The following is a 15,361-nucleotide window of genomic DNA, read 5'->3' as shown; positions in this document are numbered from 1 at the left end:
AAATTAACAATTCTGCTAAATATCAGTGTCATTCCGGATAAAGCCGGCTTAATCGGTCAAATTGTTCCTCATTGTGTTCCACTTTGTAACGTTACCGCTGCAAATGATCTGAGCCAAACGTTAATAATAAGCCCTGAATGAACAATCTATCGAATAAAAATGCTGTCGCCTGAACTTCCATAAAACAAATAGTCCTTTGATAATTCGGGTGAGGAGACCTCATAAGGTTTTGCGTGGCTTATGTGTTGCGCGCCATTTTTGCGATAAGCCGTAAGCCAGTCCGAAGATAGCCGACACCAGAGATCCGCAAAGAATCGCGCATTTTGCTGCTTCCAATTGTTCAGGATGGCTGAACGCTAATGTCGCTGTAAAAATAGCCATAGTAAAACCGATCCCGCCCAGTAAACCGACAAGAATCATTCCGCGCCAGTTTACACCCGAAGGGAGATTGCAAAGGCCAAAACGTACGGCAATGAAACTTATAAGCACAATGCCTAGCGGCTTACCGATAATGAGACCAAGTCCAGTTCCAATCATGATAATGAAGGAAGAATGATCTGCAAAATCGACATTGGAAATATTGATACCCGCATTGGCCAGAGCAAAGAGTGGCATAATGACAAACAATACCCAAGGACTAAAGGCGGCAACGAGTCGGGATACGGGAGCGTCAACCGCAGCTTCGCTCTTCTTTATTTCAAGAAGAGCAAAACGGTGCTTTGAAGCGCTATCTTCAGGCTTTTCATTTTTCAATATCTCCAAAGCGTAAGACATACGGTCGATAGGCGAAATCAATGAGCGGGGCGGAAGCGCCGGCGTCAATAGTCCCAATATAACGCCTGAAAGGGAAGGATGGATTCCGCATATCATCAGTCCAAGCCAGAGGAGAGCAGCAGGAAGGACGTAAATCAGAGCCGAATTAATTCCTATCCATTGCAAAAAAACGAGGATGATAATTGCAAAACACGCAATTGGCAGTCCTGTCACGTCAAAGCCGTTAGAATAAAAAATCGCAATAATCAAAATGGCGATAATGTCATCAATAGTGGCAAGCGCAAGCAAAACAATTCTTAAGTTGTTTGGAACCGATTTACCCAGAAGGGCCAAAATGCCGATTGCAAAAGCGATGTCAGTTGCAGTGGGCACTGCCCAACCATGGCTGGTCTCTGGCCCATGATTGATAGAAAAATAAATGATTGCCGGCATAATAACGCCGCCGACAGCTGCAACCAGAGGCAACAGCGCCTGACTTAGTTTTGACAATGCCCCATCGTAAATTTCCCGCCTTATTTCCATACCTGCGACAAGGAAAAACAGAGTCATGAAACCGTCATTGACCAGAAAGTGCAGGTCTTTGGAAAAGGAGTATCCAAAGGCTTCTATTGAAATCCTTTGGTGCCAGAAATTTTGGTAAGCGGTTCCATAAGTTGAATTGGCAAGGATGAGAGCAACCATTGTTGCAATAACGAGAGCAACACCCGCCATTGCATCAATATGAAGTAAATTGCGACAGCTTAAAAATATTTTTTCGGCAATAACTGATGCACGATTGGGCAAGCGGTGGGAAACATTTTTCATGGCAAGTTCCTTTTTGCTGGCGGCCCGACCAGCTTGAAACCTGCCCGAAACGATTTCCCGGACACCCGTTGGCAACTATATAAAATTGACTGGAAACTACAATAACAATTTTCTATCTTTCTTATCCGACAGTTGTCAGAGCAGAATAAATTTCCGCTTATCACTCTTTGAACGCTTTGTTAAATTATATAAAAATAAATTATTTTATATACATAAAATTATAAATAAAAAAAGCAAAACAAATATAATTGAATATTTTATTCAATATAAAATAATATATCCTGAATTAATTTATTATAAAGGGGATGAGATCTCCTTTATAAATCGGAATTTATGTCCTTTAATTTTCGTTTTTTACCGTAAGGTTTACTTTGTTGAGCGCAGTTGCAAGATCGTTTTGCAAGGCGGTTTCAAGATCGGTAGCTGTTAGCCCTTGATTATCCTTGGCTTCAAGCGATATTTTGAGCGTTCCGGGTTTTTTAGCAAAAGCGCCGAACGCAGATGAAATCTTTTGTGCTTCTTCGTGATCTTTCAAAAGCATTGCCGGACTCTTCGTCATAACGACATAAAAGTCTTCATACAGTTCCTGTTTGAGATCATGTTTACTGTCATTCAGATTTTGGGCAAGATAGGTAAACAATTTATCTATGAAGCCGAAATCGGAATAACGCATATCTGCTTTGGTAATGCCAATCTGGTTTGCAGCATCAAGAGCCGCTTCTTTATCGCCGGAAAATAGTGCAGATCCGGCATTGATAATTGTAGCTGACATCTGACCCGAACCGATACCGTTGGCGGTGAAAGAAAGGTCGTTCAAAGACAGAATTTTTCGACTGGAATTATACGAAAAATCAATCTTCCCCGAGAGATCCAACGTATTGAATCCCATATTTTTCAACATTTCAAAATCTTTTTGCGGCATTTCGGATGTGTTGAGCGAAAAGCCATCGAGCGACACCAGCAGACTTTCGGGAACCGGTTGATTCCATTCGCGAGGCAGAAGCTGAAACGAATTGAGGCTCGCCTTGATTTTCGGCAAATCAATATCAGCTTTTTCAACCTGCGCATCAATAGCTGTTATCGCTGAAACAAGTGTTACAACCAATGCATTTCTTGCAGCCTTTTCATTTTTTTCATCCCCGCTCTTTTTGGCTTCCAGATAGGCTCGTGCAAGATTTTCCGGCACTGCTTCCATCGGATGCATTTTCAGTCCGTTGGTTTTGAACTTATCAAGCGAAAAATGCGCATTGCGGTTTGTGCCTTCAAAAACGTCAATTGCGATATCTCCGAGTTCTACCGGTCCGAAGACAGTCCGTCCGACCTTATCGGGTTTGATTTTACCGGCGAGTATTGAATAAGCATAACCGACATCAATATCATCCGCCCGCATGGCATTGCTTTTACCGATGAGACGAAGACCGTTGGTACTATTTGTATCGGAATTTTTTAAACCGACATTGGTACTCATGCCTTCAATGCCGACAGAGCCGATATTGCCGCCCTTCAAACTTGAAAGCCAAAAGCCTTTAACGTTGAGTTTTTCTGTTTCGCCATTCGGATTGTCTAGTGAAACCTCTATGTTCGGTGCATTGACGGATGATACGTCAACCCTCATTAAGGCCTGTAAAACATTGGATTCAATTGATGTATCCTTGTCTTTCAGCGTGATACCATTGAGAGTAACTTCCGGAACTTCAATGTGGATATTGTCGCGTTTCAAATCGATATTATAAATAGTAAACGAGCCAGGCACAAAACCGACTGGCGGACGGCCGGAAATGGCTCCGATTTTAAGGCTGACGCCTTCAGGTACAGGAAATGTCACATTTTTGAGGTTGACATTCCCGGCAACTGTTACTTCCGATTGATCGGCCTTGACGCCATGTTTTACCATCTCGTCTTTGACAAAGCTGTTAAGGTAGGGGGCGGCCATATAAAAAGCGCCAACAGCCAATATGGCCAGGATGACCACGCCTCCGATAATATAAATTAACCAGCGTTTGAGTGTTGCTATCAACCAGCCACCGAAATTGGCCATTCTTTTCTTCCAGTCTTAATGTTGTATATCTGCGCTCAAGTCGATTTTATCGAACAGGCTCAACGGAGCAAGTCGAGCCGCTAAAAAGTCTGCTAATCCGATACCTTGTTTGGATCTTGCTTTGGCATGGATATTAAGAGTTCCACCGCTTTCTATAAAGTTTTGCAGTGCTTCTCCAAATTTTTGTGAATTTTCCGCACCAAGGAAAAGTGCAATAGCCAATCTGGCTTTGACAGCCTCCTCCTTGCGTTTATCAGCAAAATTTTCGTCTGTATTCGCATTATAAAATTTTGCAAAACGATCAAGAAAGTTATCAGCGTTTACAGTCAAGTCCATGCTCTTTGCATGTATAACCAAACCTGCTGCGGCAATAGTCATGACATTATCCGAAAAAAATGCCGGATCGACATTGATGAACGAGCCTTTAAGAGACCAACTTCCCATGTCGGGATAATTCATAGTCAACTCCTTAATATCAAGAGTTTCATTGTCGGCATTCCATGAACCATCAAAAATAAAATCCTCCGATATTGTCTTATAGCCGAGCTGATTGAGCAATCCGCCGTTCGTGACCTCAGAAAAGCCGAGCTCGGTTAAAATGGGGAATTCCTTATCCCAATCTGTCGCGGAGCCTTCCACCCCTTTCAATTCTATTTTCAGTGATGTCGGAATAGCTCCCAGGCTGAAATTCGTTTTCACGTCCAGAGAATTTATTGTGACAGGGGAGTTGTCAGCGCCGTTTTCCGAAGGCGGCGGCAATAATGAAAAACCGGACAGATGAATAGTGTCGAATTGCGGCATCAAAGGGAGGTTCTCACTTTGAAGAAAAGCTGTAAATACACGGCTGATACTATCAAGATCGCCTTTGTCCGATTTGTCCAATTTAGTCAGCAAGTCATTAATATGAGGAAAACGCAGTTGCGAGATTGAAAAATCGTCAAGCGTTGTCGTGTTGTTGTCTCTGTCTATGTTTTTAATGCCTTTCAACGCGATGTCGAATTTGCCATTATTGTAAATGAAAGCGCTATCTTGAACATCTGTGCTGTTATCGGGGTGTTTTATAGCAAGTCCGGTTAAATGAATATCGGCAAAACCGATAGACGGAATGATAGCAAGTTTCTCGGTGAGCAATTTTGCCTCATCGGATTTGTCAATGCTGTTAACGCCATCGGCATTGTCAAGCTGTTTGACCATTTCCGAAATAGAAAATGGCAGTTGGCGCACTGAAAATTTTGTTCCGGAAATTTTTTCGAGTGTTGTATTGCCAGCGTTTTCCTTATCTATAACGTCGTCAATCGACAATTTTTCAACCGACCAGTTGCCCGTTATATCTTTAAACGGGTTTTCTGTTTCGCCAGCAGAAGACGGCTCACTATAATAGCGAACGAGATAACCGATATTGAAATTTTCAATTTCAGCCATGCCGGTTTTGGTCGATATAATACGATCTATTGTGGAAGCATCACGTTCGTTAGCCAAACGGATTTCCCCCGAAAGACCATCGCTCGTCAATTTTTTGACAATTCCTTTATCAAAATCATTGAACACAACATTGTTGTACGTCATCGACTCGCCGCCGTGACCGGTTTTGCTTGTCACAGTCATTGAAGGGGCAACAATTTTTTTTACTGCAATATTTGTAACGTCAAAAAAGACGTTTCCATTATTGGCACTGGTCTTATCATTAAGCGCAAAGTTTTGCACGTTCATCGAGGGAACCGAGACTTCGGTTTTACCGAATTGATAAGAAAGGTTTTCCAATTTTAGATTTTTACTGGTTTTACCAGAAAAATTGACCTCACCTTTGATTGTTTCGATGTTCAAGCTTTCTTCAGACGAGAGTTTTACTTTCGCATTATGGGCAGTGAAATGACGCCTCCAATTGACGTCAAGTGAACCAACGCTGACACCATTGGCTTTCAGAAAATTTTCAACATGCTTTTGTGCCGAGCGTGCAAGATAAAAAACAAAGCCGCCACAAATAAGGGCAATAATAACAAGGCCTGTAATGATCTTTTTCCAAGGCATTTTTTTTGTAGCCTGATCGGCGGTCTGTTCACTCATTGAATTCACCCTCAATTGACAAAAAAATTTGTTGCAATACGGCTTGTCCCATTTCTTTTAATGCCAAACAATCGCGACTTTTTTCTGGCAAAACAATCCTTAATATAAGCGGGCTCAGGAGTCTCGTTCTTTTTTAAAACCTTAGCCCATCAATTTCCGGTTGATAAAAGGATTTTGCATGGTTTAACCGGATTCGGGCAGAAATCTATGGTTGCAGGGGCTTGATCCATATCCCGACGTGGTTTTCAATACGCTAGCCGGTTCTGATTGATTATCCGGCATCTCATAAAGCGGAAAATTGGTCGCGGAATTGATAAAAGTCTGTTTTGTCGGAAATCTTGAATGGGACGCGGTTGTTGAAAAGGCTTAATTCCTCAAATATCTACACAGGATCAATTATTTTACCGGCAATTATTTTACCGGTAATGCAGTCTTGCTGTTTTCCTCCGTCGGATTGGCCGTCATTAGACTGTTATAGGAGCTAAACAAACCGATCATACTTTGAGGAGCGTATCTACCAAGCAATTCAAAGACAATCAGGAGAGCAACAGCAACAACGACGCCGCCGATCAAAAACTGACGCATTCTGGTTCTGGACTTTCGTTGATACATGAATTCCCACCTTGATCATAATTTATATGAATTATTATCAGAAAATAATAAATTATACTGTTTTCGAGAAACAGCGAAAATTTAGTGAAACGTCAAGTTTTGTGATAATGAACGGATGAAACTTCCGAACCTAAGCAGCAACATATTCGGGTTTGATGTATTTTTTTACGGCTTTTTCCAAACTTTTTTCAAAGTGAACCGAAGGTGGCTTAATTCCGTGCGAAAGAAAGTCTTTCAATACCTGTTCTGAAGCTCCACAAATAACAAGGGTAATTCCTTGTTTTTTTGCTTTTTCAGCGAGGCTTTCAATTGTATTCGCACCTGTCGCATCAAGAAATGGAACCTGCACGAAATCAAGGATCATTGTGCGATAATTATCGCCGATCCGGTCAAGAACGGAGCCGATAGATGCAGCAGCACCGAAAAAGAATGCGCCGGAAATGTGGTAGATGACTGTATTGCTATCCTTTTGGATGTTGCCTTCATAGTGCGAGTTTGGCTGATTTTTAGCGTCTGCAATGTCTTCGGCAACCAGCGGACGATCGGCGGTAACACTGGCAGCTTTCGACATGCGATGGATAAACAGTAATGCACCCAAAGCAAAGCCGATAATGATGGCTTCGGTAACATTGCGGAAAATTGTCAACGATAACGAAACAAGGAGAACGACAGCATCGCCTGCCGATGCCTTAAGAAGAATCAGGATTGCATGCTTGTCAATCATGTTCCACGAGATAATGGCAAGAATTCCGGCAAGGCACGCCAATGGAATAAAATTTGCAAGAGGAGCCAAAATTACCAGAAATAGAAGCAAAAAGACGGAATGGAAAATTCCGGAGATCGGACTTCTTGCACCGGCACGTATATTGGTGGCTGTACGTGCGACAGCACCCGTAACGCAAATACCGGTAAAAAGCGCAGAGGCTATATTGGCCACACCTTGCGCGACCAGCTCGCAATTCGAACGATGTCTTCTTCCGGTCATGCCGTCGGCAACAACTGCCGATAATAGGGATTCAATTGCGCCGAGCAATGTAAATGTCATGGCATTGGGAAAAACCGCTTGAACCTTGTCGAAATTGAATTCTGGCAGTCGTGGTGAAGGGAGTGTCGAAGGCATTGTGCCGAATTTTGAACCGATGGTTACAATATCAAGGTTGAAAAACGCGGTAACCGCACCGCCGATAATGATTGAAAGCACCATGCCCGGCCAATTCGGACGTAATTTTTTCAAGCTTGTAATGAATATGATCGTGGCCACACAAAAGATGATAGAAAGCAGGCTGTACGTCCCGATATTATTCCAGATAACCGGTAGTTTTTCCAAAATCGGCCCGGGCTCTTTCTCGTTAAGCTCAAGTCCAAGCATATTGATAAGTTGGCTTGAAACAATAATAACGGCAATACCGGCGGTAAATCCCACTGTAACAGGATAGGGGATGAATTTGATATAAGTGCCAAGCCTGAGATAGCCGAGCGCCATAAGCATCATTCCCGACATCAGTGTAGCAAGTAAGAGCCCGTCCATACCGTGTTCGGCAACAGTCGTTGAAACTACGATAATAAAGGCGCCTGCAGGGCCGCCGATTTGAAAACGGCTTCCGCCAAGAAGAGCAATGAAAAATCCCCCGACTATCGATGTGTATAATCCCTGTACCGGCGATGCACCGGAGGCGATTGCGATTGCGATGGAAAGGGGCAGGGCGACAATGGCGACTGTAAGACCGGCAACCACATCGGCACGAAAATCAACAAAATGATAACCTTCGCGCAAGACTGTTATAAGCTTTGGCTGGAAAAGCTCGCTAAAGGATATTTTTTCAACAGCCTTTTTGGATCGCGCCATGATTGAACACAAAGAACCTGAAAGAGTAGTTCAATTTTGATAGCATAGTTGTTTTTGTCTATCTACTTTCTTCAACGATAATAAAGCGCCGATCACATAAGTTTTATAATGTTTTTCAAGTAAAAAATTGTTTTCTGTTTATTATCATTGAAGCAACAATGACATGAAAGTTAACCTAATGCCAAAAACAAAGGGTGAGCATCAAAAAGTTAGCAAAAATAATAATAGCGTTGCCCGAGTCGTTGCAATTCTTGTCGCTGCTGCGTTTTTTATGGAAAATCTTGATGCAACCGTCATCGCAACGGCTTTGCCGCAAATGGGGGAAACATTTGCGACAGATCCGGTCAACATCAATGTTGGCATGAGTGCCTATATGCTAACGCTAGGCGTATTCATTCCGGCAAGTGGCTGGTTGACAGACCGGTTCGGTTCGCGTGCCATGTTTTCGTTAGCAGTTTTTGTTTTTACACTTGCATCATTCTTGTGCGGACTGTCACCGAATTTGACTGTTTTTATTTTGGCCCGTATTCTGCAAGGAATAGGAGGCGCACTTATGGTTCCCGTCGGCCGCCTCGTCGTTTTGCGTGAAACTCCAAAAAACAAGCTTGTCGAAACAATTGCTCTTCTTACCTGGCCGGGATTGGTTGCACCGATTTTGGGGCCGCCTCTTGGCGGTTTCATTGCACAATATTTCCACTGGAGCATCATTTTCTTCCTCAATATTCCTTTAGGACTGATTATCCTTTTGTTGAGTCTGAAAATTTTTCCTGATGAAAAATTGAAAACATCGCGATCTTTCGATCTTATGGGGTTCCTGCTTACAGGTATAGGGCTGGCAACCCTTCTTTTTGCTGCAGAAAAAGTCGGTGATAGCCACGGTTTGTCGGCGCTTGTCATGGCTTGTTTTATAATTGGTGTGACATTGCTTTTGTGGAGTATTTTTCATCTCAAGCGTGCCGAGGCGCCGCTGGTTTCGCTAAAAGCACTTTCCTATCAAACATTCGCCGTGTCGATATATGGAGGAACAGCCTTCAGGATGACAACCAATGCCGTTCTCTTTATCCTGCCGCTGATGGCCCAATTGGCAATGGGGTTTTCGCCGACAGAGGCGGGGCTTTTATTAATGCCGATCTTTATCGGTACTCTTGCAATTAAACCATTTACAACTCCGCTGCTGCGCTATTTCGGTTTCAAGCGCACGCTCGTTGTCAATTGTCTTTTCAATGCGTTATTCTTGGCACTTTTTGGCACATTCTCGCGTGATATGCCGCTTTCTGTCATGGTTGGAATATCGGCTTTAAGTGGCGTTTTCCGTTCGGTACAGTTTACAGCGCTCAATACAATTGCATTTGCCGATATTCCCGATGACGAAATGAATGGTGCGAACACGCTGTTTTCAACAGTTTTCCAATTGGGAATAGGTCTTGGTATCGCTCTGGGTGCAATTTCGTTGCGTGCCGGTGTCGCCTTAACAGGTGTCGAGCTTGAAACGTCTATAGAGCCATTCAAAATTGCGCTTTATCTCGTTGCGTTTATCAGTCTGTTGCCACTATGGGGATTGATGCGGTTGAAACAGGGTGCGGGAGATCTTGTCGCCGGACATGTGAAGAGCTAGATTAAAATAAGCCGTAGGCCATCCTGGGGAACAGATAGGCCGGAAGGATGAATGGAGAGTGGGCAGCATCTTATCATGACAGCAGATCAGGTTATGGCTTTTTCCATCATCGGTTTGATGATGGCCATCTTCATTTGGGATCGCTTTCGCTATGACGTCGTTGCAGTTTTGACGCTGCTGCTTGCTTGTGCCGTCGGTATTGTCAGTCCTAAAGACGCTTTCAAAGGATTTAGTGACGACATTGTCATTATTGTCGCCAGCGCATTATTGGTGAGTGCCGGAGTAGCCCGTTCCGGAATCATGGAGCTGATCATCCAGCGTGTCTGGCCGGATGTCAAATCTGTGCGCTTACAACTCTGTTTTCTTGTCATAGTGGTGACAGTACTTTCGGCCTTCGTCAAAAATATCGGCGCTCTGGCAATTATGCTGCCGATTGCGTTCCAGTTTGCCCGCCGTTCGAACGTCTCGCCTTCTGTCTTTTTAATGCCTATGTCGTTTGGTGCCTTGCTCGGTGGGTTGATGACACAAATCGGCACCTCGCCAAATGTGGTGGTTTCTGCGATGAGAGAACATCTTGTCGGCAAAAGTTTTACAATGTTCGATTTTACGCCTGTGGGTGCAACTGTTGCTGCTGTCGGTGTTTTATACCTTGTATTTTTTTCGTGGCTGGTGCCGGCTCGTGCCCGCAAGTCTTTAACAACCGATAGCAGTTTTTCCAACCGCGACTACATTGCCGAAGCACGCGTGGAGAGCGGATCAACCGTGATCGGCAAACAGATTTCCGACCTTGTCAAACCGGCGGCAGGAGATGCAATGGTTTTACAGGTCATAAGGAACAAGAACCTTATTTCACCATTGCCGGATTTTTTGCTTGCTGAAGGTGACACTATTGTCCTTGAAGGTACACATGGTGGCCTCGATTCCGTTATCAACACCGCAAAACTTGATATTGCCAAAGGACGAGACGTCCAGACGGGAGACAAGCTACAGCAGGTTGAAGTTGTCGAAGCTGTTGTCACAGATAACTCGCCCTTGATTGGCATCAACGCCAAAAGGCTCAATCTGTTTGATCGCTATGATGTCAATTTGTTAGCTTTAAGCAGGCCGCAGGAACGGGTGAGGCAACGGCTTGGAGATATTGTTTTCAGGCTCGGCGATGTTATCGTTTTGCAGGGAAGGGATGATGTTATCCCCAATCTTTTGCAGGAATTGAAATGTTTGCCGCTCGCCAAACGTAACATCATGTTCGGTAGCCTTCGTCACGGCCTCGTGCCGTTAACGATATTGTTTGTCGCAATTGCTGCAACAGCATTGCAAATTGTGCCGGTCGCGCTTGCTTTTTTTGCGGCAGCCGTTGCCATGATTGTTTTTCGTGTCATCCCTGCAAGAGACGCTTATCAAGCACTCGACGGCCAGATATTGGTGATGCTGGCGGCGCTTATACCGGTAAGCGAGACGCTGGAAAAAACCGGTTGCACAAAAATTATCGGACATTGGCTGAGTGTATTTGCCTCGTCCCTGCCGCCATCAGGCGCGCTCGCCGTTATACTGGTTGCGGCTATGCTTGTGACACCTTTTCTTAACAATGCGGCTACGGTTATGGTCATGGCACCTATCGCCTCAAGTTTTGCCGATTCACTCAACTTCAAGCCCGAAGCTTTTCTGATGGCTGTTGCTATCGGGGCGGGATGTGATTTTCTCACCCCGATAGGCCATCAGTGTAATATGTTGGTTATGGGGCCGGGTGGCTATCATTTCAGTGACTATCCCCGCCTTGGCGCACCTTTGAGTATCATTATCGCACTTGTTTCTGTTCCAATGTTGATGTGGGTATGGCCGCTCACATGATGACAATCGATTTAAAATTAAAATTTATTCAGGCCTTGAACCAGGTAAAATCAAGCTGGAAAGACGCTTTATGCGCTGGTCTAGCTTCGGGTCTTGCCTGGTTTGTTGCCGTCCATTTTCTTGACCATGAACACCCGATCTATGCGGCAATGACGGCGCTTATTTGCTTGTCTCCGGGGGTGCCCAGCCATGGGCGTCAGGCAATTTATGTATTGATCGGCGTATTGACAGGTGTGGCGGTTGGAGAATTGACGTTGCTCCTTCCCCCTATGCCTACCGAAGTGCGTATTGCCATTGTGGGATTTGCGGGGATGACAATTGCTTCGGCTTATTCCATCGTTCCCGCCATTGTCATTCAAGCGGGCATTTCAGCAGTTATGGTTTTTGCTCTCGGTGCGGATGTTGCCGGTTGGACGCGTGCAATTGACGTTGCAGTTGGAACCTCTATCGGATTGATTTTCAGCCAGATCCTTTTTACGCCCGACCCTTTAAAAACTCTTCATTCTGCCGTCGAGCGGTTTTTTAAAGAAATGGCTTTAAACTACACATTGGCTGAAGATGCACTTCAAAGAAACGACGTGGCCGCAGCAATCAAAGCAATGAAAAGCTGTAGTAGAACCCATACAGCCCTTATCGGACTTATCGGAGCAATTGATGTTGCTAGATCGAACGCCCGTTGGACATTGCGCGGAAGATTATCTTCACGCGAAGTTGTGTCACTTTCCGCCCGTTATGACCAGTCAGGCATCAGACTTTATGCCTCCTCGCTTCTTTTTTGTGAGGCATTGGTCAATGCTATTCGTAAAGGTCGGGAAGCGCCTCCGGAATGGTTGGTCAATGCTTTGAAACTTATTGCCGAAAATTGTCAATTTATCGCTGGCGAAGCACAACTCGGGCAGGAATTTGTTTTTCCAGATCGCTCAGGCAGAGCCGAAGCGTCACTCACATGGCGCGAATGTGTGATTGACATCGAAATGGTAGAGACGACACTTGCTCGTTTTTATAAAAGCAGGACACGCCGAAATCGTCTTGCGGCCTATCGAAAAAAGCAGATTCTTGATGCCGTGAGAGAACAGATTGCCGAACGTAAAAGGGCCGAAGCTTTGTTATCGGATGAAGAAGACGGTAAAAATCGTTGAAATTATCGATCAATCGGTCTTATTTAACCCTTTTTTCGTGATAAGGGCTACCATCTTCGCTAAATTATGCTTAAAAGCCCTGAAACCCCATTTTTGACAGGAACAATATAATGTCGGATGAAAGTTTTATTCGTGAAGTCAATGAAGAAATCCGTCAGGAAAAGGCAAAAGCCTTATGGGGAAATTACGGTCCATATCTAATTCTTGCAGCTGTCCTGCTTGTTTTGGGAACAGGCATATATCAGTTTTATGACCATTGGCAGTCGTCAAAGGCAGGGCGCATCGGGGATACATTACTTACAAGTCTGGACCTTGCCAATGAACATAATTTTGACGAGTCCTTGAAAAAGCTTGATGAAGTGGAAAAATCGGGTTTTGGCGATTATCCGTTTTTGGCAGGTTTGAGAAAAGCATCCATATTTATGGAACAAGGGGACGCCAAAAAGGCGGTTGCCGAATTTGACAAAATCGCCGATGACAAAAAAGCTCCGGAAATTATTCAAAAAGTAGCAAAACTTCGTGCTGCTTATATTCTCGTCGATAACGGTTCTTTTGAGGACGTTGAAAAACGTGTGAAGGATCTTGCGACCGATGTAGATCCGACGCGCATTATGGCTCGCGAGGCCTTGGGGCTTTCGGCCTATAAAGCCGGGAAAATGGACGAAGCACGTTATTACTTCCAGAAAATTGCCGATGAAGGGCTTGAAGGAATCAAGGCCACAGAACGTTCTCGTCTCATGCTTGATTTGATGCAGAGTTCCGGTGATGCAGCAAGGAAATAGAAAATGGGCTTGACCATTGCAATCGTCGGCCGTCCGAATGTGGGCAAATCGACACTATTTAACCGGCTTGTCGGGCAGAAGCTTGCTCTCGTTGATGATACCCCCGGTGTGACACGTGATCGTCGCCGTCATGAAGCGCGTTTGATGGATTTGCGTTTTGATGTCATTGATACAGCCGGCTTGGAAGAAGCTAAAAGTGATACTTTGGAAGGGCGCATGCGCGCCCAGACAAAAGCAGCCATTGATGAAGCCGATCTCATTCTTTTTGTGCTTGATGCAAAAAGCGGCATGACATCGAGTGATCTTAATTTTGCTGCGCTTGTTCGCAAGTCGGGTAAGCCGATTGTATTGGTTGCCAACAAATCGGAATCGAAACAGGCAACAGCAGGCTTTTATGAAGCATGGTCACTCGGCCTTGGCGAGCCTTGTCCGATTTCTGCCGAGCACGGTTTGGGATTACAGGATTTACGCGACGCTATTGTAGATGCCGTTGGCAAACAAAAAGCTTTCGACAAGACAGGAACCGATAAGGAAAATAGGCAAAGCGATGATGAGTTTGGCGAGGAAATTGATGATCCGGAAGCTGAAGAACCAGCTTACGACAAGACCAAACCTTTGCACATTGCAATTGTCGGTCGGCCGAACGCCGGTAAATCGACCCTTATCAATACCATGCTCGGGCAGGATCGTTTATTGACCGGTCCGGAAGCCGGAATAACCCGCGATTCTATTTCGGTGGATTGGCAGTGGAAAGGGCGTCAGATAAAGCTTTTTGACACCGCCGGTTTGCGTCGTAAGTCGAAGGTTGATGGAAAGCTTGAAAAACTCTCTGTTGCAGAAACCTTGCGCGCGATTCGCTTTGCCGAAGTCGTCATTATTGTGCTCGATGCAACCATTCCATTTGAAAAACAGGATTTGCAAATTGCCGATCTCGTCATCAGAGAGGGAAGGGCACCCGTTATTGCTTTCAATAAATGGGATTTGATCGAAAACAGGCAGGAAACGCTTGCCCGATTACATGAAGAATGTGCGCGTCTATTGCCGCAAGTGCGCGGTTTGAGAGCAGTGCCGGTTGCCGGCGAGCGTGGTGAGGGAATTGACCGGCTCATGGAAAATGTCGAAATGGTCCATCGTATCTGGAACCGGCGTGTCTCGACGGGCAAGCTTAATAGATGGCTTGCAGAAATCACTGCTTATCATCCGGCACCAGCGGTTTCGGGGCGACGTTTGAAGGTGAAATATATCACCCAGATAAAAACGCGCCCTCCGGTTTTTGTTATTTCCTGTTCCCGACCGGAAGCGATGCCGCAATCCTATCTGCGTTATCTTGTAAACAGTCTGCGTGATTCTTTCGATATGCCGGGTGTTCCTATCCGGTTGACGATGACAACCTCCGATAATCCGTTTGCCGGTCGCGCCAAAAAACGCTGAGTCGTTTTTTTAAAAAAATAGTGTTTGCACTCTATTCAGAAACATTAACAAATCGGCTTTGCTTTTTTTAAGAAAGCCGATAAATGCGCTATTTTTGCGTTAACCATTCTGATAAATTAAGGAAAAATTAATCAATAAAATCAACGAATAAGGGTGTTTTTGTTAACCATAAATAAAGGTTGATGAGGCAATCTTCAAACCACAGAAAACAAGTTTTTCTTTTTGTTTTGCGTAAGCGTATTTGCGTTGGAGTGATGTGGTGTTTGAAGTGTCTTTCATACCGTCTTTGCGCCGTTCCGGTAACGAAGGTGAGCAGACCTTGATGCTTCGCACCGCATCCTCTTATTACATGCCGGAGGGGCGGTTTTATGAAGCGCCGGCGGTTTTAAAACAGAAGAAGCGTAAATC

General features: G+C 44.7%; 10 protein-coding genes. 5 read left to right on the top strand and 5 right to left on the bottom strand.

Translation table 11 applies throughout. The features are described from left to right. Nucleotides 1-219: 219 nt before the first annotated feature. The 5 genes from nhaA to H3V12_RS05500 form a co-directional block, all read right to left on the bottom strand. Nucleotides 220-1,578 carry a Na+/H+ antiporter NhaA gene (gene nhaA, locus H3V12_RS05520; RefSeq protein WP_198213370.1) on the bottom strand — a complete coding sequence of 453 codons (1,359 nt, stop codon included), beginning with the start codon at nucleotides 1,576-1,578 and terminating at the stop codon, nucleotides 220-222. Nucleotides 1,579-1,918: 340 nt separating this feature from the next. Beyond that, nucleotides 1,919-3,616: a hypothetical protein gene (locus H3V12_RS05515; protein ID WP_198213368.1), complete on the bottom strand. Its 1,698-nt coding sequence runs from the start codon at nucleotides 3,614-3,616 to the stop codon at nucleotides 1,919-1,921. A gap of 15 nt (nucleotides 3,617-3,631) precedes the next feature. Continuing rightward, nucleotides 3,632-5,680, bottom strand: a complete 2,049-nt coding sequence (locus tag H3V12_RS05510) for a hypothetical protein (RefSeq protein WP_198213366.1) — start codon at nucleotides 5,678-5,680, stop codon at nucleotides 3,632-3,634. A 411-nt stretch (nucleotides 5,681-6,091) separates the two neighbouring features. Further along, nucleotides 6,092-6,265 carry a hypothetical protein gene (locus tag H3V12_RS05505; RefSeq protein ID WP_198213364.1) on the bottom strand — a complete coding sequence of 58 codons (174 nt, stop codon included), beginning with the start codon at nucleotides 6,263-6,265 and terminating at the stop codon, nucleotides 6,092-6,094. A 157-nt stretch (nucleotides 6,266-6,422) separates the two neighbouring features. Continuing rightward, a complete protein-coding gene (locus tag H3V12_RS05500) occupies nucleotides 6,423-8,138 on the bottom strand; it encodes a SulP family inorganic anion transporter (RefSeq protein WP_198213362.1) in 1,716 nt (571 codons plus the stop codon). Between the two features lie 163 nt (nucleotides 8,139-8,301). On the opposite strand from H3V12_RS05500, the gene H3V12_RS05495 reads away from it, so the two are divergent. From H3V12_RS05495 to der, 5 genes are all read left to right on the top strand, one after another. After that, nucleotides 8,302-9,753 (top strand): DHA2 family efflux MFS transporter permease subunit, encoded by a 1,452-nt coding sequence (locus tag H3V12_RS05495; RefSeq protein WP_246787486.1) that lies wholly within the window; start codon nucleotides 8,302-8,304, stop codon nucleotides 9,751-9,753. 75 nt (nucleotides 9,754-9,828) lie between these two features. Beyond that, nucleotides 9,829-11,601, top strand: coding sequence for an SLC13 family permease (locus H3V12_RS05490; protein ID WP_198213844.1), 1,773 nt, complete (start codon nucleotides 9,829-9,831; stop codon nucleotides 11,599-11,601). Further along, complete coding sequence (locus tag H3V12_RS05485) at nucleotides 11,598-12,740, top strand: FUSC family protein (RefSeq protein WP_198213358.1); 1,143 nt, start codon at nucleotides 11,598-11,600, stop codon at nucleotides 12,738-12,740. Before H3V12_RS05490 ends, H3V12_RS05485 begins: the two co-directional genes overlap by 4 nt. A gap of 110 nt (nucleotides 12,741-12,850) precedes the next feature. Beyond that, nucleotides 12,851-13,522 carry a tetratricopeptide repeat protein gene (locus H3V12_RS05480; protein ID WP_075870191.1) on the top strand — a complete coding sequence of 224 codons (672 nt, stop codon included), beginning with the start codon at nucleotides 12,851-12,853 and terminating at the stop codon, nucleotides 13,520-13,522. A gap of 3 nt (nucleotides 13,523-13,525) precedes the next feature. Continuing rightward, nucleotides 13,526-14,953: a ribosome biogenesis GTPase Der gene (gene der, locus H3V12_RS05475; protein WP_198213356.1), complete on the top strand. Its 1,428-nt coding sequence runs from the start codon at nucleotides 13,526-13,528 to the stop codon at nucleotides 14,951-14,953. Nucleotides 14,954-15,361 lie beyond the last annotated feature (408 nt).

It is taken from the genome of Bartonella sp. W8167 (assembly GCF_016100335.1).
Lineage (GTDB): Bacteria > Pseudomonadota > Alphaproteobacteria > Rhizobiales > Rhizobiaceae > Bartonella > Bartonella apis.
Note: the sequence above shows the minus strand (reverse complement) of the source record. Positions and strands in the feature narration are given on the sequence as shown.